The sequence below is a fragment of the Candidatus Thiosymbion oneisti genome (assembly GCF_900092655.1).
GTDB lineage: Bacteria > Pseudomonadota > Gammaproteobacteria > Chromatiales > Chromatiaceae > Thiosymbion > Thiosymbion oneisti.
The window spans coordinates 1-21,500 of sequence record NZ_FLUY01001677.1; the positions used below are offsets into that span (position 1 = coordinate 1).

Here is a 21,500-nt window from a genome sequence, read left to right on the forward strand (position 1 = left end):
GGAATCCAGGGCCAGGGATGGCAAAACGGTGGAGTTCAAAGCATTAGGTCGCATTTAAATTTAACCACTACCTCTTTTTGTTCATCCGCTCCCATCGCCCGCAACTCCCGACGCAAAGTGTTGTCTGGTGAATCCTCTGCCGAGATATCTTCTTTGGGAATGAGATGAGAAAACCGTGGCGAGGCGGCGAAGGTTGGGTAGAACTGCCCCAATTTTCCCCAATCGGCATGTATGAAGCTGATTTGCACCAGTCGCCAATAGAGTATGTAGGCCAGTGCCTTCATGGCCTGAACAAGAGTAATCCCCCTTACACCAATGCCCTCCAGATACTCGCCGGTCTCCTTGCCGCGGGCTGCCATGCCGACTTCCGAAATAGCACCCCAATTGACGCTCGTTGCCGCCAGTCCATTGGCCCGTCTGTGGTAAGCCAGCACATCGAGGAATACATTGGCCGCCACATAGTTACCTTGGCTTGCATTGCCGATTTGGGCGGAGATCGATGAGAACAAAACGAAGAAATCCAGGCGGATATCCTGTGTCTGCTGGTGTAGGTGCCAGGCACCGAGGGCCTTGGGGGCCATCACCTTCGAGAACCGCTCTGCATCGAGTTCGGCGATGGGCGCATCGTCCAGCACCGCCGCCGCATGTATGATCCCCTTGAGTGGTGGCATGGTGGCGTTAATCTCGCTCATAAGCTTTGCTACCTGAGATCCCCGGGAAATGTCAGTGGATGCCGCGAATATCCGAGTGCCGGCTTTCTCCAAGTCTTCCACCGTCTGTTGCGCCTCTTCCGTCGCGGCACCACTCCGTCCGACCAGTACCAGATTTCTCACGCCCAACGTGCTCATCCACCTGGCGACCGCTAAGCCGAAACCACCGAAACCGCCCGTAATCAGGTAAGTGGCATCCGGTTTGAATAGGGTCTTTTCCATTGCCATCGGCCATACCGAAAGCCCTTGTATATTCCGTATGGAAACCGCTATCTTACCGATATGTCTCGAGTCGGCCATATAGCTGAAGGCATCCGTAATGCGTGCCGCCGGAAACACCTTGGTGGGCAGGGGCGTGAAATCCCGCGCCATGAATCGTCCCCAGACCTCGCCTAACATCCGCCTGAATACCCCGGAACGCTCCACCATCAATTGATCGATATCGACGACGGCAAAGGTCTGACTGCGATTGAACGGCCGCAAGGGAAAACGGTTATTGTTCACGATATCCTGTTTGCCGATCTCGATGAAACGACCGAATGCACCGAGGAGGGTGAAACTCTTGGCGACGATCTCGCCGGGCAAGACGCTCATGATCACATCCACGCCCTTGCCACCGGTCGATACCATGATCTCATCGACAAAATCCAGGGCGCGGAAATCCATGACATGTTCGACGCCCATGGAACGCAGATAATCGGATTTCTCGGGGCTGTCGACAGTAGCGAAGATCTCGGCCCCGATCCACCGGGCCACCTGGATGGCGGCCATGCCGACTCCTCCGGCGGCGGCGTGAATCAACACGTTCTCACCAGGCTGCAACCGCGCAACGTAGTGGAGTCCGTAATAGGCGGTGATAAAGACCCGCGGCACGCTGACGGCTTCCTCGTAACTGAGATTACCCAGCTTCGGCACGAGAAATACCGAATCGACAGGCACGGTAATGTAAGAGCTGAAGGCGTTCGGCAGCGAAGCGACAATCGCATCCCCGACCCGATAGTCCCCGACGCCTTCCCCAACCTGGGTGATGATGCCTGTGGCCTCCATGCCAAGGTTATCGCCATAGAAAGTATTTTCCAGTGCCTCTTCCGGCAGAATTTTTGCCACCTTCAATACATCCTTGTAATTCAGGGAAGCGGCGTGGATTTCGAGCTCGATCTCGCCCGAGCCAGGTATCCGTCTTTGTTTTTCACGGAAATGAAGGCTTTCGATACTGCCGGGCGTACCTACCTCGAGTTCATAGCCAAGACCGAACGTGGCGGAAATTGGTTCCGGTTCCGTGATCCGCGTTTGCACCAGACGATGGACATAACATTCGGCACCACGCAACGCGATTTCTTCCTCGGGGCTGTCCGCCAACAATTCCGACACCAGGGACAGGGAGACAAGGTAATCGTTCTCATCTTCGCAGTCCAGATCCACCAGATGGAACCGGATATCGGGATACTCGTTGATAGCGACCCGCACGAGTCCCACCAGAGGTACTTGGGCGAGCACAAGCGATCGTTCGTGGGAGTCAACTGGTTGTGCATTGCGGGTGATAAGAAAAAAGTGCCCGGATTCGAATTGTTCACTTCGGGCCATGGCTTGAATCAGGTGCAAACAGGTAATAGCATCTGCCACTCTCGCCGGATCGTCGTTTGCTACGGATGCATCCAATCCCCACAGGTAAACTACCCTGTCGCCATCTCCAGCGGTTTCCAGAAGCCGTTCCATGTCTTGACTGCTGTCACAGCGAATCTGGAAATGGGTGGGATTCGTCTTTTGAAAGGTGCTGCCCGGCAATACCCGGATAACGCTTTCCGCCCCATGGGAAAGCAGCTGTTCACCTAATCGTTTGCCGACGGTTCCCCGATCGGAAAACAGCCACCACTGTACCGGTATATTCGTCTCGATCGGAGCAGGTTTTTCCGCCGATTCCCAGGCAAACTCGTAGGTCCACTGCTTCCAGTCCACAGGTCTTTCGTCTTTTTCCGTCGCCAATGCCTGGCAACGTAAGTCTTTTACCTCCACCAGGACATGACCGTCATCGTCACAGAAGTTGATATCGGCCTCGATAAACCCAGCTAAGCGTCTGGTAAGACGGGCATGACTCCAGCAACCTGTCTTTGGGCTGGCATGGAAACGGAGCTGGCGGATGGAGACCGGTACGTAGGGAACGGTATTGTCATCCAACAGGGCGATCAAGGACTGGAAGCCAGCGTCCAGAAGCGTCGGATGAAGGCGGTAATCATTATCGTCGCCAGCAAACGCTTCATGGCCTTCGATCCGGGCGAGCACCTCATCTTTCCCTTTCCATAACCGGCGGATACCTCGGAAATAGGGGCCATATTGCAAACCGATCTCGTGCAATTGGGCATAGAGGGCATCAGCGTCCATGGATACATGACAATGCTCCCTGATTTCATCCAGAGCGATGCGATCCGCATCACCGATCCGTAATGTTGAAATACTGCCCGTGGCATGTAATGTCCAATTGGACTTGTCGTCAGGGGTTCGACTGTGAATGGCGTATTCGCGGGTTTCCTTGTCATGGTTCACATGAAGAACGGGGTCATCGCTCGCTTCCATGACCAGTGCCCGATGGAACTTGATTCCCTCCAAGGCGCATGCCTCCTTTTCATACACCGCCTTGTGAATGGTCAGTCCGATCTCTACATAGGCCGCCCCCGGGAGAATTGTCAACCCTTCGATGCGATGGTCGGGCAGATAGGGTAGAAAATTGTTATTGAGCATGCTCTCCCAGGACGGGGCGTCGAATACCGGCCCAACCAGGCGCTCTCCCAGAAGGGGATGTTGCTCCGGGCTACCTAAGCAATCCCGGATGGATGCTTCCGATTCGATCCAATAGGTTTCCCGCTGCCAGGGATAGGTGGGAAGGCGAACATAATTACCCGCGCCATAAAAACGTTTGAAATCAATCGGTGTGTTCGCTATATGGAGACTACCGAGCGCTTCCCGCAGGGTAGCCCTTTCCGGTTTTTCGCGATGCAGGGAAGCAATTACCGTCCCCTTGGCCCCGCGATGGGCCAGGCATTCTTTGATAGACGTAGAAAGCACCGGATGGGGACCCACCTCGAGGAACAATCGATGGCCGTCATCGATGAGGTTCTTTATCGACCTGGCAAATAGCACTGGTTGCCGAATGTTGTCGCACCAATACTCGCCATCGCAGGCGGGTTCCTCGACGCGCCGGCCGAGCACGGTGGAATAAAAGGGAACGGAAGGCATCCTAGGTCGCAGCGTCGACAACACCGCCCGGAACTCATCCTTCAGGGGCTCCATGATATGGCTGTGGTAGGCCAGCTCCACCTTCAGAAAACGGTTGAATACAGCTTTGTCCTTCAACTTGGCCGCCATCTCCTCCAACGCATCCGGGTTGCCGGATAGCGTGACAGACGCGGGACTATTGACGGCGGCAAAGGAGACCTGCTCGCCATCCACTGCTAACATTTCCCGGGCCTCCTCCATCGCGAGCCCTGCGGCCAGCATCTTCCCCTGGCCGGCAACGGTCTTTTGGAGGCGACTGCGGTGATAACTCACGAGCATCGCGTCTTCCAGCCCCAGGATACCCGCGATGTAGGAGGCGGTGACGTCCCCTACGCTATGGCCTGTGATGGCGGCAGGTTCAATCCCCCAGGATCGCCACAAGGCCGACAAACCGGCCTGCACTATGAAATTGGCCGGTTGCGCTATATGGGTTTCTGACATCTTCGAGCGTGTTTGGTCGGCCTTCATCTCGGCAAGGATCGACCAACCCGCGAAGCGTTGGAAAATGGCGTCGCATTCCTCCGCGACTTCCCGAAATACCGGCTCGTGTTGCAACAATTCACGGCCCATTGCCCACCACTGGGGTCCCATGCCGGTAAAAACAAAGACCGGCCCTGAAGTATCCCCACAAAGTAGCTTTTGAAATCAATTGGTTACCGCAACAACCAGTGTTTGGTATGGGTCAGGCCACGCCTTGAGGCACAAGCGACTGATTCTGGAGTCGATTTCGTGGGGATACCCCAGAGACCGGCCTCGTTTCTTGTCCGGGAAAGACCTGCCCGGTCAGCAAGTGCCCACCTTCTCCCTTCACGAACGATTGCAGTTGTTCCGCCATACCGTCGCGCGAGTCAGCAATCAGGGCTAACCGGTGATTGTGATGCTCGCGGCGGACGCTGGCGGAATAGCAGATATCGCGCAAGGGGGGGCTTCGGGTGCGGACAGGAAATCCAGGTAAGATTGGGCCAGGGCGGACAATGCCTTTTCGCTACGGGCCGAAAGCGGCAGTAGGTAAGGGGCGTCGGGGGCGTCTTCCACGGGCAACTTCTCTGTCGCCGGGGCCTCTTCCAAAATGACATGGGCATTGGTGCCCCCATAACCGAACGAGTTGATCCCGACATAAAGCGGCTTTTTGTCCTCGGGCATCGGTTCCAGCTTCCTGGGTAATCGAAGCCCCAGTGCCTTGAAGGAAATCTTGGGATTCGGAGTCTCCAGATTGGCCACCGGCGGTATCTGCCTGTGGGTCAGGCAAAGGGCGCTCTTGATCACGCCGGCAATGCCAGCCGCCGCCTCCAAATGGCCGATATTCGCTTTCAGAGAACCCACGAAGCATCCATCGCCCGGTGAACAACCCTGGCCCAACACCCTGCCCAATGCATTGCATTCGGTGGGATCGCCCACCGCCGTACCGGTGCCATGGGCCTCGAAATAGGCAATTTCACTCGGCGCGATATCGGATCTCTCGCATACCTGCCGGATCAGCGCTGCCTGGGCCTGGCCATTGGGCAGCGTAATGCCCTCGGTGCAGCCATCCTGATCGATGCCCGTGCCCCGAACCACGGCATAGATGGAATCACCATCCCGCTTCGCCGCATCCAGGGGTTTCAGCACTACGATGCCGGCGCCCTCGCCACGTCCGTAGCCGTCGCCACGGGCATCGAAACTCTTGCTGCGTCCGTCCTCGGCAAGGAGCTGGCTTTTACACATGCTTATGGGGATTTCCAGACGGTGCATGACGTTCACGCCCCCCACCAGGGCAAGGTCCGATTCCCCGGCGCGAAGCGACTGACAGGCCTGATGAAACGCCACCAGCGACGATGAACAAGCCGTATCCAAGGTCATGCAAGGGCCGTGTAGATCCAGCACGTAGGCAATCCGCGCCGAGAGAATGGTGTGGGTGAAGCTCACCGCGCTGTAGGTTCCCAGCAGATCGCGGTTATAAGGGCTAGTGCTTTTCGTTATGTGATCGATGATGAAACCACCGATAAATATCCCGGTGGCAGAACCCGCCAGCTGTTTCGGTACCAATCCCGCGTCTTCCAGGGCCTCCCAGGTGACCTCCAGTATCAACCGTTGCTGGGGATCCAGGGTTTCCGCTTCCCGTGGCGAGATACCGAAAAACAGCGCGTCCATCTGGTCGATTGGCTGGCGCAGATAGGCACCATGCTTCGTGTAGGTCTTGCCGGGCTTATTCGGGTCCGGATCATAAAAGCGCCGCACATCCCAGCGGTCTGACGGCACCTCGATAACCCCGTCACGCCCCTCGCAGAGCATTTTCCAGAATTTTCGGGGATTTTCCGCATCACCGGGGAAACGGCAGCCCATGCCAATGATGGCGATAGGCATTGACTCGGTTTCCTTTACAAGGGTTGCATTACCTTCTGTTAGTCATCATGGGTTCCTTAGCAATTTATGGCGTTTGATTAGGATACCTGAAAGGCAGCCCGGAGGCACATAGGGGCAGTGCCCGCAGCTCCTCTCGGCTTTTCAGCCTGACCTCCCGGTTGCTCAGACCCAATTCCTTCAGCGGAATGTATATGAGTTCCAACAGGTGATCCAGTAGCTGGTATTCGCGCATGTCGGGACGGACAACCATGCTGAGATCGGCATAGCCCTTGTCGGCAGTGATTACTATTCGGTTGCCCTGCCTTCATTCTGATGATGAAAACACCAAGCGCTCGAATCCGACCGCGACCACGGTGAAGCTGTGCAGGCGCGGCAGAGCGCCAAATTTGTTGCTCAGTTTTTCCCGATAACGCGCCAGACCCGATTCGGCCTCGCGCTGTTTGCCCTGTACCGCGGGCAATGCCCGCAGTGCCTCGTAGTCCATTGTCGCGAGTGTCTTACCGTCAAGTCCGGCTTCTTTGAGCGACACGAATTTGAACTCGATGAGGATATCCAGTATCTGGTACTGACGCCTATCCGGGCGCACGATCATGGTCAGATCCGCATGACCGCGTTCGATTTCCGCCTCCGATTCCATGATGTACAGGGTATCGTTGAAGAGCAGGGTCAGAAACGCGGTCTTGACGGTCAGCTCATTACTCCAGGCATAATCGCGGTTGCTGAATAGCTTGAAATACTTTTGTTCCACGAAATCGCACAAAGGTTGCAGATCGCCGCGCTGGTACAGGGCCTCGGCGGCCCGACGCGCAAGATCCAGCGCCTTCCCTTCCGGCAGCAACATCTCCTTGATGCGTTCGGCGTAGAGCTTGCGGATGACCAGGTTGGGAATGGTCAGAACGAGCTCACCAAAGGGCGTCGTGCCGCCCTGGGTCAGGATGCCGAAATAGTACAGGAGGGATACCACAAAACCGGTATCCTTGGGGGCGTGGAGCATGTCTTCCACGCCGAAACGATCGGCCAACTCGAAAATCGTTACGGATTCCGTTTCCGCCAGGGCATCGAAGATGAGTTGTCGGCCTTCGGGCAAGCGGGAGATGTAGTGCATCTTGCCCCGGTCCATGGCCAGATTGCTATCCAGAATTCTGTCCGGATAGCGGCAGTCACGCCGGAAAACCTTCAGGAAATACAGCGCGAGGGTCGGATTGTAGACCTGCTCTTCGGTATTGCGGCTAAAGCGATAACCGTTATAGAAGGTTCGCATCATGGAAAGCGCCTCGTCCGCATCGGATTGGGGCAAGTCGCACTCTCTGGCGATCTCCGATAGGACGCTAGCGAGCTCCGCTTCCCGGAAACCACACAGCGCGTTGAATTGCGGGAGTAAGTAGATATTCTCCGCCACATTGTAGGCGCTGGTCAGATCGCTCATGGCGACCGGCGACACGCCGGTAATGAACACCCGTTCAAGGCCCTGTCCGCCGGCAGCGGCCTTGATGGTCTTGAACAGGGCTTTCATGCAGCCCTCGCCGGACAATAGGGCCTGATAACGGCTTTCCTCCGCGCTGCGATGCCCCATCATCAATTCATTGGCGAAGTTGTCGTACTCATCGACGAGCAGATACAAGGAATAGTCGGTCTGCTGTACGGCGTTCAGCAAAGATTGGAAAGAAGCCAGGGTATCCTGGGGATCGATTTGGAGGGGACCCGGCAGTGTTTCCCGATAATAATCCGAGAAGGCACTGATCCGAAGGTTCAGGTAACGATAGAGATTACGCTTGATCTCCTCACCGTTGCCCACCGGACTGACCCCGGAAAAGTCCCATTTCAGTACGAAGTATCGGTTATGCCCGGCAGTGGGGTTTTTACCGATGGCAAGCTCCCCGAACAGCTGCTCAAACCGGTCCGCCTGGTTGAGGTCATAGTAGTTCTCCAACACGGACAACAACAGACTCTTGCCGAACCGGCGCGGACGCAGGAACAACAGCTGATCGCCGGCCTCTTCCAGCAATGGAATATGGCCCGTGCGGTCCGCGTAATAGAATTGTCTCGTGATAAGGGAATCGAAATCACTGATGCCGTAGGGGAATTTCATGGGGAGGCTCCGATCGATCAATCTTTTTACCGGCTTGAGGCGACTACCGCAGTGCCGAAGTATACCCGTTGCACGTGAATATTTTGGTAAGCGAGGTGCGTCTCTGGGTGCCCGAGAGCGAGGCGCGACAAGGAGGAAAGCCCAAGCCCTATTGCGATGGTGAAGCCGGCAGGCTTCACGGGCATACAGAGATGGGTAGTGGTAAATTTTTAAATGGTTAGCGTAGAAGGGTTCATTATGCCCCGTTGCTTGATTTGATCCCCTCTCCCCGGCCCTCTCCCAGAGGGAGAGGGAGTGCTAGGTGTGGCGTGCCCAACCCGTTGCTAGTGGCGATGTTTCCATTTAAACCTTGAATGGCATTGAAATACGACGGGCTAAACTTAGCGCAGTCCTCTCTTGGGTGGCTCAGGTGATCGCCGATCGCCTGTACCGAGACCGCAAGCACGCCTACCGGGTGAATTTCGCCAATGCGCCCTCGAAGGCAATGCCATTAAGTTAGCTGCTGACCGCTTGTGGTGGTCGATCAGGATGCGGAAGAGAAAACGACAAAGCGTGCGAATCGACGCGAATCCATGCGCGCGGATGCGTGTGATTCGTCGTTTCTCCGCTTGTTTGTCGACCGGTAACGTTTAACTTAATAGCATTGCCCTCGAAGGGACATCATTCATGTTTCTATCCTCTATATTCATGCAGCATGATCATTCCCAAACCAACCGCGTAAGCCCCAGGGCCACCACCGCATGGGTGGAAAGGCGTAGCCTTTCACCATAGACCTGTTCCAGTATGGCGCGATAGCGGGTCAGTTGTGCCGTGGCTTGCGCGAGTTTGGCCTTGACCTGGGGCAGGGCCCGTAATTCCTCTCGGCTTTTCAACCTGATTTCCTGGTTGCTCAGACCCAATTCCTGCAGCGGGATGTATTTGAATTCCAACAGGTGATCCAGTAGCTGGTACTTGCGCATGTCGGGACGGACCATCATGCTGAGATCGGCATAGCCCTTGTCGATGGCCGTTTCCGAATCCATGATGTAAAAGGTGTCGGAAAAGAGCACCACCAGGAATGCGGTCTTGACCACCAGTTCGTTGGTCCAGCGATAATCCCGGTTGTCGAAGATCTGAAAATAGCGGTTCTCGATGAAATCGCAGAGCGGTTCGATGTCTCCACTGGTATAGAAATGTTCCGCGGCCTGACGGGAGGTCTCGCGGTCTTCATATTCAGGCAGCAGGGCGTCCCGGATGCGCTCCACGTACAGGCGCCGGATCACCAGGTTGGGAATGGTCAGCGCCAAGCGACCCATGGGGTCGCTCCCGGCAATGGTCAATACCCCCAGGTAATACATGAGAGAGGCCAGAAAGGGCTGGTCATGGGTGGCAGTCAACATGTCCTCGACGCCGAAGCGATTGGCCAACTCGTCGATCAGGATCGAGTCGGTGGGATCAAGGACCTTTGTGATCAGTTCATCGCCATGGGGCAGGCGAGCGATGTATTCGATGCGGTTGCGATCCATGGCCAGGTTGTCGTCCAGGATCTTCCGGGGATAAGCACAATCACGCCGGTACTCATCGAGGAAATACAGCGCCAGGGTGGGATTGTAGAGAAGGTGGCCTGCTGTGTAGCCGAAACGATAGCCGTTGTAGAAGGTACGCATCACGGCGCGGGCCTCTTCCACCTGGGTAGCCGCCAATCCGCATTCCTCGCCGATTTCCTCCAGCACCCCGGCCACTTCGCTTGCATGGAAACCACATAGATCGTGATATTCCGGACGAAAAGAGATGTCCCTGGCCACGTTATATCCACTGCTGATGTCGCTCATGACCACCGGCGACACCCCGGTGATGAACACCTTGTCGAGACCCTGCCCGCTGCTTAAGGATTTAATCGCTTTGAACAGGGTTTTCAGGATGCCTTCGCCATGCACCAGGGTGGCATAGCGGTCTTCCCCACCCAGCTGGGCGGTCATGACCTCGTTGGCGAAGTTGTCGTATTCGTCGATGAAGAGATAGAGTTTGTACGGTGTCCGGTTCACCGCATTGACAAGGGTGTGAAAAGAGGCCAAGGCATTAGTGGGATTGAGGGGGGAGACCGGGGGCAGCTGTTCCCGGTAGCGGTCGATGAAACCCTGTACACAGACGTTGATATGGTCGTGCAACGCCTGCTCGATGGCTTGGGTGTCGCCATGGGAGGCCACCATGGAAAAATCCCAGCGCATCACGAAATAGCGATTGTGGAGGGGGGTGGGATTTTCGCCGATCTTGAGGCGCTCGAACAGTCGCTCGAACTCGTCCGACTTGGCTAGGTCGTAGTAGTTTTCCAGCATCGACAGCACCAGACTTTTTCCAAACCGGCGCGGACGCAGGAACAGGAGGTGTTTGCCCGCTGCTTCGAGGGAAGTGATGCGATCCGTACGATCGGCGTAAAAATAATCTTCCGTGATCAAAGCATAAAAATCAGCAATACCGTAGGGAAATTTCATGGAGAAGCTCCGATCGATCTTTGGCTTTTCCTGTATCTCTTCAATCCCGCTCGCGACGAAATTCGCCCTCGATCACTCGCGGACCAGGTCGGTCCGGACCCTGGTCGAGTGACGGCTCATCGGGAAGGATGCGGAAGAAGCGCAAGATCAAGAACCGGCGCAGTTTCGGCACGAGCAGCAAGAAACCCAGGGTATCGGTAAAGAAACCCGGCAGCAGCAGGACCAGGCCCGCCACCAGCAGCAATGCCCCATCGAGCAGCTCCAGGGCCGGCACCTGGTTCCGCCCCATGGCATCGCGGACCCGCATGAGCACCGAAAAGCCCTGGATCCGGACCAGCACGCCCCCGAGCAGCGCCGTGAAGATAGAGAGGCCGATGGTCGATAAGGCGCCGATCTGCGAGCCTACCTGGATCAGGAAGTAGAGCTCGATCAGGGGGATTCCGATGAACAACAGTAAGAAAAGAAACACAGGACCGGTCTCGGGTTCTCGGGCAATTCGGATATCGGTTACCTACCTTAACATGAGGGTGGAAAGCGGGAACCCCATGCCCGGTTCGAGCTGCCTTTTCACCTTCAGGAAGCTTTTGAACAGGGGGATTGATCCGCGGATTACACGGATTTTCACAGCTCGATAACAAAGCGTTCCCCTTTGCGTCGGTTCGCGTTAATGTGCCATGCAGTTTGAGACCGAAGACTCTAGCCCAACCTTAGGTACTTGACGACATGCATCCAGACTCGATAGAGGGCCACTCAGAGATCCTGTTGGTCTTCTGCACTTGTCCGGACGAGGAGACCGCGACCAGGATCGCCGAGACGCTGGTGGGGGAGCGGCTTGCCGCCTGCGTCAATCGGTTGCCTGCTTTGACGTCCGTGTACCTGTGGCAGGATAAGGTGGAACGCGATACCGAGACGCTGTTGCTGATCAAGACGACAAAGGCCCGCTTCGACGCATTGCGCGCGCGTCTGTGTGCGTTGCATCCCTACGAGCTGCCCGAGGTCATCGCAATCCCCGTGACCAAGGGTCTGCCCGCGTACCTGCGGTGGGTGACTGCATGTACCTCGGTGGACGTCTGACCCTCCTGCTACTGCTTCTCCCGCTGCTCGCTGCCCCGGCGGCGGTGACGGGCGAAGCGGCGTTGCTCCCGCCCGACCAGACATCTCGTGTCTCGGGCAAGGCGCTCGACCCCGAAATCCGCCGCGTATCCTGGAACCTCGGCCAGGCGTTGGGCTTCGGAACGGAAGACGCCATCCCGACGGCGGAACAGGCCTTCCGCTTTACCGCCGAGGTCGCGGCCCCGGACCGTCTTTGGCTCACCTGGGATATCGCGGACGGGACCTTTCTCTACCAGGAGCAGATTCGAATCGCCCTGGAAAACGCCCCGAACGTCGCCCTCGGCCCCTATGAGCTGCCGGAGCCGGAGATCAAGCCCGACACGGTACGCCCGGACGGCAGCATCGGCGACGTGGCCGTCTACCATCACCGCATCGACCTGCCGTTGCCGCTGGTGCGGGGAGCGACGGAACCGACCAGCCTGACGCTGGTGGTGAAGTACCAGGGCTGTGCCGAGCGCGGGATCTGTTATCCCCCGGTCACCCGGCGGATCGGCCTGGACCTGCCCGCCGCCACCGAGATCGCCGACATCGCCACATCCCGAGCCCGAGCGCCGACTGCCGATACGGCACCTCCGGAAACCACGGAGGACAGTGAACCCCTTTCCGAATCGGATCGGATCGCGGCCGTGCTGGCCGGCGGCAATCCGTGGGCGACCGCGGTCCTGTTCTTCGGCTTCGGCCTGCTGTTGGCCTTCACGCCCTGCGTCTTTCCCATGATCCCCATCCTGTCGGGCATTATCGCCGGTCAAGGGGCGGCCATCACCACCCGCAAGGCCTTTGTACTGTCCCTGGTCTATGTGCTCGCCATGGCCTTGACCTACGCCGTCGCCGGGGTGCTTGCGGGCCTGTTCGGCGCCAATCTGCAGGCAGCTTTCCAGAACCCCTGGAGCCTTGGCCTGTTTGCCCTGGTCTTCGTGGCCCTGGCCCTGTCCATGTTCGGCTTCTATGAGCTGCAGTTGCCCTCTAGGCTGCAATCTAAGCTCGCCGCCATCAGCAACCGTCAGGAGGGCGGGACCCTGGTCGGGGTGGCCATCATGGGTCTGCTCTCGGCCCTGATCGTCGGCCCCTGCGTCGCGCCGCCCCTGGCCGGTGCCCTGATCTTCATCGGCCAAACTGGCGACTGGCTGCTGGGTGGTGCTTCCCTGTTCGCCCTCAGTCTAGGCATGGGCGCCCCGCTGATCGCCATCGGCACCTCGGCGGGCAGGTTGCTGCCCAAGGTCGGGGCCTGGATGGATGTGGTGAAGGCCGTGTTCGGCGTGGCCCTGTTGGCGGTGGCCGTCCTGCTGCTGGAGCGTATCCTGCCCCCCGCCGCCACCATGGCCTTGTGGGGGCTGCTGCTGATCTGCTCAGGGGTGTATCTGGGCGCCCTGCAACAATTGCCGCCCGCAGCAAACGGCTGGAGCAAGCTGTGGAAGGGCCTCGGCTTCGGCCTGCTCACCTACGGTGTGCTGATGCTGGTGGGCACAGCCGCGGGCGGTAAGGACACAGTACAACCCCTGCGCGGACTCGGCCTGGGAGGAGGCGAGGCCACCGAGCGACAGGCCGTCTTCAAACCCATCAAATCGGTCGCGGATCTGGAGCGGGAGCTGGCCGCCGCCAGTGGTGCCGGCAGACCGGTTATGTTGGATTTCTATGCGGACTGGTGTGTGACCTGCAAGGAGCTGGAGCGCTATACCTTCTCCGATCCCACAGTAGTCGCCGAGCTGGATCGCTTCGTCTTACTGCGGGCGGACGTCACCGCCAATGATGCGCAGGACCGGGAATTGATGCAGGGCCGCTTCGGCATTCCGGGACCACCGGCTATTCTGTTCTTCGACTCCGAGGGCCGGGAGCGGCGCGGCTATCGGGTGATCGGCTTCAAACCGGCGCGGGAGTTCGCCGACCACTTGCGTAAGCTAGGGGCTGTTGACATTTAACTCTAACTGGCTGTTTTTCGTATGTAGAATGGTCGCAACACGCAGGCGGTCCGCACAGCGGACCCTACACCAACCACTTGGTTGACTGTTAGATTTCATAACCAGACACGGTGTAGGGAAACGCGATGGACGAAGACTACAAAAAGATACTGCGGTCAATGGACGCTCTGCTCCGCCCATATAAATCCATTCAGGATAACATTGAACACCTGAGTAGACCCCAGTCGGAGTTCCAGGACCAAATTTCTCAACTCCTAAAACCATACAACTCCGCCAAATCATATTTGGACACGCTAGAAGATCCTGTTCTCAAGCTTCAAGAGAAAATTCAACGCAGCCTTTATTCCTTTGACATCATCAAGTCACAGCTTAAGGAGGTACCAAATCCGCGCCTTGAAACCCAGAAGCAACTAGAAGACTTACTGCGTCCCCAAAGGTGGATTCAGGATCACCTTAAGTGGGTGTTGAAACCACAAGCAAATTTTGTCAAATCGATAAGGTCGCAGCTTGCCCCAGCCACGTTAGCACGTAACCAGATTGCCGATCTCTTAAACCCTATTAATCGCTACCTTTCCGAGCTGCAGAATTTTTCAATCGATGTCGATGTCGCTGGAAATGTATCGATAGATGGTGAGGAAATCTCAGCAGCCGAAATTAGTGCAGCAGCCAGTTCTTTTCAGGCAGCTCAAGAATCCGTACGGGAATTCTTGCAAAGCCTTATCACATGGCTTGGACAACTAACGCCGCGGTTACGCCAGGCTATTCTATTTTTAGTTCTCCCGTATGTAATTTCCATCGTCGCCAACCTCACCACTCCAATCTATCAGGAATGGTGGCGAGAATATGTGGCCACTGATGCCCGTGTTGCGAAGAAGAAAATCATTCGTGATGCACACGAACTCTATGACTCAGAGGAACTAGCAGACTATAGGTTCGTTTACGCTACTCGGCTTCACATCCGTGCATCAGGGAGTATGCATGCCGAGATCATTGGTAGTTTGGTGTTGGGGAAAACGGTACGCGTAATCAAGCGCGTGAAACGCTGGACCGAAGTTGAGTTTCTGCGTGACGACACAGGCGAGACATGCACTGGGTGGGTGTATTCTCGCTATCTCCGCAAGTTCGAGAAGTGAAATCTAACAAGAAAAACCCAGCTGACCCAAAAACGCGGCGCTCGTTTTATGGGGAATTCAAACTCAGTGGTACCGCGTTTTTGGTCGGCTGATTTTTGGCATTAGGTGATTAGTTGGTCAACAAAGCCAAGGGTCTAAAGATACAGCGATGACCAAGGAACCGGATCAAAACCTTTGCGGTCGAATGCTCAATGAAATGTTCCAATGCTTGCGTCATTTTTTATCCAGGGATGGTCCGTGGCCCAACAGCTTTGTTGGGTACACCCACCATCCTGAGCCCGGGGCGGGTACTGCAAAAGCCTCTCTCCCACCGGGAGAGGGATTGGGTAGCAACGGGTCAGTCCGACAGCGTGACTTGTCGGGAAAGGATTGTCACGCTACGCTGGTCAAATTTTACCAATGTTTCCCGATTTGCCATGTCCAGGACCGTATTGAATCTCTATGAAGCCAAGACCTCTTTGTCGAAGCTCGTGGACCGCGCCGCCGCGGGAGAGGAGACCATCATTGCCAAGGCCGGTCGGCCAGTGGCGAAATTGGTTCCGTTCGAGGCCAGACCCGAAAAGCGTGTACCCGGTGGTTGGCAAGGCAAGGTTCGAATCGCGGAGGACTTCGACGCACCGCTTGCAGACGACGTCCTCGCCGCATTCGAAGGCGATTCGTGATCGCGACCAACGGATTGCTGCTGGACACCCATGTGTTTCTGTGGTGGAAGCTCGACGATACGCGGTTACGGAAAGCCGTACGGGATAACATCGCCAATGCCGAACTAGTCTTCGTGAGCGCCGCGTCGGCGTGGGAGGCCGCGATCAAGGTGCGTCTCGGCAAGCTGGATCTCGATGCCGACTTTGCCACAGGTGTAACTGACAGCGGATTCGAACGACTTGCCATCGGATTCGAGCACGCCGCGGAGACGAAGGGGCTTCCGCTCCACCATCGCAATCCGTTCGACCGGATGCTCATTGCACAGGCTCGGGTCGAACATTTAACGTTGGTCACCCACGATCATCAGCTCGAACCCTATGATGTAGAACTGCTCTGGACCTGAGGCGAAGCCGCCTCGTCCGGGTCTATCTCATCTCGCTTATTACGTATCCTGGGAGCCTTCTCTGGCTCCCACACTTCGGGGACTGTGAAAGTATTCGTGGTCTATTCGTGGTTCCTGTTCCCCAAGCTCCCAGGTAGGTTAAATGTCAACACGACCTCGCTATAAGATTATACTCACGGTGGTAGTCGCTGCTGCCCTCGGGGTCTTGTTCGCCCGCTTTCTCTTCGATTGGAAGTGGCTGGGTGAGGGGCCGGGATTCGGACCGCCGTTTCTCCACAGCCGGAACAGCGAGACCGACCTCCTCGACCAGCTGCCGCAGTTCCGCCTGCCCGATCTTGACGGACAGGAGGTCGCCAGCAGCCGCTGGGCCGGCAAGATACTGGTGCTCAACTTCTGGGCCACCTGGTGTCCGCCCTGCCTGCGGGAGCTGCCCCTGTTCGATGAGCTGCAGCGCACCCATGCCGAGGCCGGTCTCCAGGTGGTCGGTATCGCCATCGATAACCACGAGGATGTGGAACGCTTCCTGGCCGAGCATCCGGCCAGCTTTCCGATCCTACTCGGTGATACGGACGCCATCGAGCTGTCCCGGCGGTTGGGTAACCACGTGCAGGGCTTACCCTTTACCGCGATCTTCGACTCCCATGGACGGCGGGTCTACGCACAGTCCGGTGAGGTGACCCGTGCCGCCCTGACCGAGCAGCTGGGTCCTCTACTGAACTAGATCGAAAAAACCACGAATAACCACGAATTTGTGTAAATTCGTGTTTATCCGCAGATTTCACAGATTAAAAACTAAACAATCTGTGAAAATCTGCGTAATCTGCGGATTTAAAGTTGATCTCTACGCCTATGGCATCGATTCTCGTCTTAAATGGCCCCAACTTGAACCTGCTCGGCACTCGGGAGCCGGCGCATTACGGACGGGACACCCTGGAGCACATCGGTGCCAGGCTACACCGCCGGGCAGCGGCAGCAGGACACCGGCTCGAACTCGTGCAAAGCAATGCCGAGCATGAGCTCGTGGAGGCGGTCCAGGGCGCGGGGCGTGACGGCGTCGCTTTTATCATCATCAACCCGGCGGCCTTCACCCACACCAGCGTCGCCCTGCGCGATGCCTTGCTCGCCGTGGCGATTCCTTTCATCGAAGTGCACCTCTCCAACATTCATGCCCGGGAGCCCTTCCGTGACCACTCCTATTTCTCGGACATCGCCGCAGGTATCATCACCGGCTTAGGCCCCCTCGGCTACGAGCTGGCATTGAACGCAGCCATCGAGCGGCTGGATCAAGACACCGAGCAGAAGTAACGACGAAAACATGGACATTCGCAAACTCAAGAAGCTCATCGAGCTGCTGCAGCAATCCGACGTCGCCGAAATCGAGATTCACGAGGGCGAGGAGTCGATTCGGATCAGCCGTCATGGGACCGTGGCACAACCCCTGATCGTGTCCGCACCGCCCCAACCCCAAGCGTTTGCCGCAACGGTCTCGAGCGCGCCCTTACCCACCCCCGAGCTTGCAGTTTCCACCCTGGACAATGAGCCGGAGGAGAACCTGGTACGTTCTCCGATGGTCGGTACCTTCTATCGCACCCCTGCTCCCGGCAGCGAGCCCTTTATCCAGGAAGGCGAGCAGGTAAAGGCGGGCGATATCCTCTGCATCATCGAGGCGATGAAGATCCTCAACCAAATTGAAGCTGAGAAGGAGGGTACGGTAAAAAGGATCATGGTCGAGAATGGACAACCGGTAGAGTACAACCAACCCCTGTTCGTGATCGAGTGAGCGCCATCGATGATCGAGAAGATTCTCATCGCCAATCGGGGAGAGATCGCCCTGCGCATCCTGCGTGCCTGCCGGGAGCTCGGGATCAAAACAGTGGCCGTGCATTCGGAGGCCGACCGGGAGCTCAAGCATGTACTACTCGCCGATGAGTCGGTATGCATCGGCCCGGCCCCATCCCGGGACAGCTATCTCCATATCCCCGCCATCATCAGCGCCGCGGAGGTCACGGATACGGTAGCCATCCATCCGGGATACGGTTTCCTGGCGGAGAACGCAGACTTCGCCGAGCGGGTCGAGCAGAGCGGTTTCATCTTCATCGGTCCCAAACCGGAGACCATCCGCCTCATGGGTGACAAGGTCTCCGCCATCAATGCCATGCGCCAGTCCGGCGTCCCTTGTGTGCCCGGATCCGACGGCCCCCTGGACGACAATAAGAAACGGACCCTGGAGCTGGGACGGGAGATCGGCTACCCGGTCATCATCAAATCCGCCGGCGGGGGCGGTGGTCGCGGCATGCGGGTCGTGCACTCCGAGGCCACCCTCCTGAACGCTATGTCGCTGACCCAGGCGGAGGCTGCCGCGGCCTTCGGCAACCCTATGGTCTACATGGAGAAATACCTCGAAAACCCGCGCCATATCGAGTTCCAGCTCCTTGCGGACCAGCACGGCAATGTGATCCATCTCGGGGAGCGGGACTGCTCGATGCAGCGGCGACACCAGAAGGTGGTGGAAGAGGCCCCCGCCCCCGGAGTCACCGATGCCCAACGCAACGAGATCGGGGCACGCTGTGTCGAGGCCTGTCGCAACATCGGCTATCGCGGGGCGGGAACCTTCGAGTTCCTGTTCGAGGGTGGAGGCTTCTACTTCATCGAGATGAACACCCGGGTCCAGGTCGAGCACCCGGTCACCGAGATGGTCACAGGGATCGACATCGTGAAGGAGCAGATCCTGGTGGCCGCCAGCGAGAAGCTGCGATACCGGCAGGAAGATGTCGCAATGCAAGGACACGCCATCGAATGCCGGATCAACGCCGAGAACTCCGAGACCTTCATCCCGAGCCCAGGTCAGATCCGGGAATTCCACGCCCCGGGTGGTCCCGGCATTCGGATGGAGACTCACATCTACCGCGGTTACCGGGTTCCACCCCACTATGATTCCATGATCGGCAAACTCATTGCCCATGGAGGGGACCGCTCCTCCGCCATCTCGCGCATGTGCGGCGCCTTGCGCGAGTTGGTCATCGACGGCATCGACACCAACATCGGCCTACAACGGCACATCCTGCTGGACGCCGCCTTTCGGGCCGGCGGTACCAACATCCACTACCTGGAGAAAAAGCTCGGCATATGAATGTCTTTATCAGCTATAGCCATGAAGACAGCGAATGGGCCAACACCCTTGCAGAACGGTTGCGATCTGCGGGTTTCGGTGTGTGGGACCCTGAAACAGAGCTGTATCCGGGCGATAATTTTGCGTTGAAAATAGCCGAAGCCCTTGAGAATGCGGATGCCATGGTAGCCCTTGTATCACCCGATGCCATGGCTTCCGAGTGGGTGCGGCGCGAGATCGACTTCGCGCTGGGCGCATCGCAATTCTCCGGACGCCTGATCCCCGTTGTCGTTCGTCCGACAGAAGGATTCCCTTGGATCCTGCGGAAGCTGAAACCGATTTCACCCGAAGGGGGGCCAAGCGCTGCAGCAGACAGCGTCGTACAAGCATTACAGCGAGCCGCCTAGGAATACCCAATCATGGGCACCTTGAAAAATAGGTGTTTTCACCGATCAGGTGATTCTAACCCATTGATTATTCAAGCGTGCCGTTGACGAAAATCGTATTTTTCAAGGTGCCCTCATGCGCCCCTCAGAGGTATTTCTTTCGCATTCGGATAAAGATAGAGCTTTTGCTACCAGAATCTGTGACTGCCTGATTGCTCATGGTATCCCCATTTGGTACAGCAGAAAAAGCATTATCGGGGCGCGCCAGTGGCACGATGAAATCGGCGCCGCACTGTCTCGGTGTGATGCCTTTGTCGTTTTACTCTCGCCTGCATCGGTCGAGTCCAAATGGGTCAAGAGAGAATTACTTTTTGCACTTCAGACAGACCGCTACGGAAACAACATTGTCCCATTGCTCTACAAACCCTGTAACTATTCTGAGCTGTCATGGACGCTACCGCAGTTCCAGATCGTTGATTTCTCCAGCGATTATGCGAGCAGATGCCGAGATTTGCTCCAGATATGGGGTATGGGATACCGCGAAGATTTGTAATGCAAACCAGCGGCAGATAACGCTACGCACCGCTTTGTGTCCTTTGTGCCTGTCTACCGCCAAGCAGGCGGGCCACTGCTGCAATGACTGGCGACTGGTAGCTGGAAACAACTTGCTAATCGAAAAGCAGTTTATACGGGCTCGTCCTACCTTCTGACCGTATGCCCCCATGGCCTGGCTCCAAATCTCCTTTGTCGTCGAGCGGGATTGCGTACCTCTGCTCGAGGCCGCCTTGGAGAACGCCGGTGCCCTGGCAACGACCCTGGGGGACGCGGCGGATGAGCCCCAGCTCGAGCCGCCACTCGGCACCACCCCCCTGTGGCGTCGGGTGCGACTCACCGCCCTGTATCCCAACCAACCGCAAGTCCTGGCGACCGCACTGGCGCTATCCCGATCCCTCGCCGCTCATCTCGGTGTGAAGCCGCAGATCGAGCGGATCGAGGACCGGATCTGGGAACAGACTTGGCGGGACGATTTTGAACCCGCGCGCTTTGGCCGACGGCTTTGGATCTGCCCGCAGGGACAATCCGCGGACGATCCGGATGCGGTTGTGGTCGAGCTCGATCCGGGGCTCGCCTTCGGCACCGGTCGTCACCCCACAACTGCCCTGTGTCTGCGTTGGCTCGACGGGGCGGATCTTGTAGAAAAGACCGTCATCGACTACGGCTGCGGTTCAGGGGTCCTTGCCATCGCCGCCTTGCGACTCGGAGCAATCCACGCGGTCGCGGTCGACCATGATCTTCAGGCCCTGGAGGCCACCCGGGCCAATGCGGAGCACAATGGGGTCGCCGACCGCCTGTTTGCCTGCCCCCCGGAGGAGGTGCCGGAGGGGCCGGCTGACCTACTGCTGGCGAATATCCTGGCCGGTCCGCTGGTCGAGCTTGCGGCCCGGCTGGCAGCCCTGGTTCGCGCCGAGGGACGCCTCGCCGTGTCGGGCATTCTTCACGACCAAAGCGCCCAAATCATGGCAGCCTACGCCCCTTGGTTCAGGCTAGACAAGCCCCGGACAGCGAACGAATGGGTACTGGTAAGCGGCTGCCGCAAGCAATCCTGAATGATTTGGTGCTGTTTGGGGGACCGGACTTTTACGACACCCTCCCCGGGGGAGGAGGCATCACCGCTGCGGTTTGCTGCGAGCGTCCATTGATGCGGTTCGCGCCTCCTCGCGGTGCTATCCTGTAAGATCTACCGCGCTCACCGCAACCTACACCCACGTGAGGCCCGCGCGGGCAGGCCGCGTCGGGGTCATGTGGGTGTAGGTTGCGTCAAGACGCCGGCACTGACCTGGCAGACGATCAGCGAGCCTTGGTGCGTCGAACGCAACACGTCAAACCCTGTCCCGACGCAGGAGGGATCTTTTCC

General features: G+C 57.6%; 18 protein-coding genes and 2 pseudogenes. 12 read left to right on the forward strand and 8 right to left on the reverse strand.

Annotated elements, in window-relative coordinates; translation table 11 throughout:
* Nucleotides 1-35: 35 nt before the first annotated feature.
* From BQ17_RS25045 to BQ17_RS17615, 8 genes and pseudogenes are all read right to left on the reverse strand, one after another.
* The gene (locus BQ17_RS25045) at nt 36-1,481 is read right to left on the reverse strand and encodes an SDR family NAD(P)-dependent oxidoreductase (protein WP_256091667.1); all 1,446 of its coding nucleotides are present in this window, start codon (nt 1,479-1,481) and stop codon (nt 36-38) included.
* Between the two features lie 213 nt (nt 1,482-1,694).
* Nucleotides 1,695-4,577, reverse strand: a pseudogene (locus BQ17_RS23560) (acyltransferase domain-containing protein); the annotation flags it as partial.
* Nucleotides 4,578-4,662: 85 nt separating this feature from the next.
* Entirely contained in the window at nt 4,663-4,899 is a 237-nt protein-coding gene (locus BQ17_RS24805; RefSeq protein ID WP_439645680.1) for a CurL C-terminal domain-containing protein, read from the reverse strand.
* Nucleotides 4,842-6,323 carry a type I polyketide synthase gene (locus tag BQ17_RS17600; RefSeq protein WP_089729327.1) on the reverse strand — a complete coding sequence of 494 codons (1,482 nt, stop codon included), beginning with the start codon at nt 6,321-6,323 and terminating at the stop codon, nt 4,842-4,844. The genes BQ17_RS24805 and BQ17_RS17600 overlap by 58 nt, the downstream gene beginning before the upstream one ends.
* A gap of 64 nt (nt 6,324-6,387) precedes the next feature.
* Complete coding sequence (locus BQ17_RS21080) at nt 6,388-6,573, reverse strand: hypothetical protein (protein ID WP_141699350.1); 186 nt, start codon at nt 6,571-6,573, stop codon at nt 6,388-6,390.
* A 54-nt stretch (nt 6,574-6,627) separates the two neighbouring features.
* The gene (locus BQ17_RS17605; protein WP_089729329.1) at nt 6,628-8,412 is read right to left on the reverse strand and encodes an AAA family ATPase; all 1,785 of its coding nucleotides are present in this window, start codon (nt 8,410-8,412) and stop codon (nt 6,628-6,630) included.
* A gap of 698 nt (nt 8,413-9,110) precedes the next feature.
* Entirely contained in the window at nt 9,111-10,883 is a 1,773-nt protein-coding gene (locus BQ17_RS17610) for an AAA family ATPase (RefSeq protein ID WP_089729330.1), read from the reverse strand.
* Between the two features lie 40 nt (nt 10,884-10,923).
* On the reverse strand, nt 10,924-11,352 hold the full coding sequence (locus tag BQ17_RS17615) for an FxsA family protein (RefSeq protein ID WP_089729332.1): 429 nt from the start codon (nt 11,350-11,352) through the stop codon (nt 10,924-10,926).
* Between the two features lie 254 nt (nt 11,353-11,606).
* On the opposite strand from BQ17_RS17615, the gene cutA reads away from it, so the two are divergent.
* The 12 genes and pseudogenes from cutA (at nt 11,607) to prmA (ending at nt 21,192) form a co-directional block, all read left to right on the forward strand.
* Complete coding sequence (gene cutA / locus BQ17_RS17620; protein ID WP_089729334.1) at nt 11,607-11,957, forward strand: divalent-cation tolerance protein CutA; 351 nt, start codon at nt 11,607-11,609, stop codon at nt 11,955-11,957.
* A 185-nt stretch (nt 11,958-12,142) separates the two neighbouring features.
* Nucleotides 12,143-13,912, forward strand: a pseudogene (dsbD, locus tag BQ17_RS17625) (protein-disulfide reductase DsbD); the annotation flags it as partial.
* A 125-nt stretch (nt 13,913-14,037) separates the two neighbouring features.
* Nucleotides 14,038-15,045, forward strand: a complete 1,008-nt coding sequence (locus tag BQ17_RS17630) for an SH3 domain-containing protein (RefSeq protein ID WP_089729338.1) — start codon at nt 14,038-14,040, stop codon at nt 15,043-15,045.
* A 416-nt stretch (nt 15,046-15,461) separates the two neighbouring features.
* A complete protein-coding gene (locus BQ17_RS17635) occupies nt 15,462-15,707 on the forward strand; it encodes a type II toxin-antitoxin system Phd/YefM family antitoxin (RefSeq protein WP_089729340.1) in 246 nt (81 codons plus the stop codon).
* Nucleotides 15,704-16,090: a type II toxin-antitoxin system VapC family toxin gene (locus BQ17_RS17640; protein WP_256091666.1), complete on the forward strand. Its 387-nt coding sequence runs from the start codon at nt 15,704-15,706 to the stop codon at nt 16,088-16,090. The genes BQ17_RS17635 and BQ17_RS17640 overlap by 4 nt, the downstream gene beginning before the upstream one ends.
* A gap of 142 nt (nt 16,091-16,232) precedes the next feature.
* Nucleotides 16,233-16,811 carry a TlpA family protein disulfide reductase gene (locus BQ17_RS17645; protein WP_089729342.1) on the forward strand — a complete coding sequence of 193 codons (579 nt, stop codon included), beginning with the start codon at nt 16,233-16,235 and terminating at the stop codon, nt 16,809-16,811.
* A 128-nt stretch (nt 16,812-16,939) separates the two neighbouring features.
* Nucleotides 16,940-17,395: a type II 3-dehydroquinate dehydratase gene (aroQ, locus tag BQ17_RS17650; protein ID WP_089729345.1), complete on the forward strand. Its 456-nt coding sequence runs from the start codon at nt 16,940-16,942 to the stop codon at nt 17,393-17,395.
* Between the two features lie 10 nt (nt 17,396-17,405).
* A complete protein-coding gene (gene accB, locus BQ17_RS17655) occupies nt 17,406-17,870 on the forward strand; it encodes an acetyl-CoA carboxylase biotin carboxyl carrier protein (protein ID WP_089729346.1) in 465 nt (154 codons plus the stop codon).
* Nucleotides 17,871-17,879: 9 nt separating this feature from the next.
* Complete coding sequence (accC, locus tag BQ17_RS17660) at nt 17,880-19,220, forward strand: acetyl-CoA carboxylase biotin carboxylase subunit (protein WP_089729348.1); 1,341 nt, start codon at nt 17,880-17,882, stop codon at nt 19,218-19,220.
* Nucleotides 19,217-19,606 (forward strand): toll/interleukin-1 receptor domain-containing protein, encoded by a 390-nt coding sequence (locus BQ17_RS17665; protein WP_089729350.1) that lies wholly within the window; start codon nt 19,217-19,219, stop codon nt 19,604-19,606. Before accC ends, BQ17_RS17665 begins: the two co-directional genes overlap by 4 nt.
* A 115-nt stretch (nt 19,607-19,721) precedes the next feature.
* Nucleotides 19,722-20,138 carry a toll/interleukin-1 receptor domain-containing protein gene (locus tag BQ17_RS17670; RefSeq protein WP_089729352.1) on the forward strand — a complete coding sequence of 139 codons (417 nt, stop codon included), beginning with the start codon at nt 19,722-19,724 and terminating at the stop codon, nt 20,136-20,138.
* Between the two features lie 169 nt (nt 20,139-20,307).
* Nucleotides 20,308-21,192: a 50S ribosomal protein L11 methyltransferase gene (prmA, locus tag BQ17_RS17675; protein WP_089729354.1), complete on the forward strand. Its 885-nt coding sequence runs from the start codon at nt 20,308-20,310 to the stop codon at nt 21,190-21,192.
* Nucleotides 21,193-21,500 lie beyond the last annotated feature (308 nt).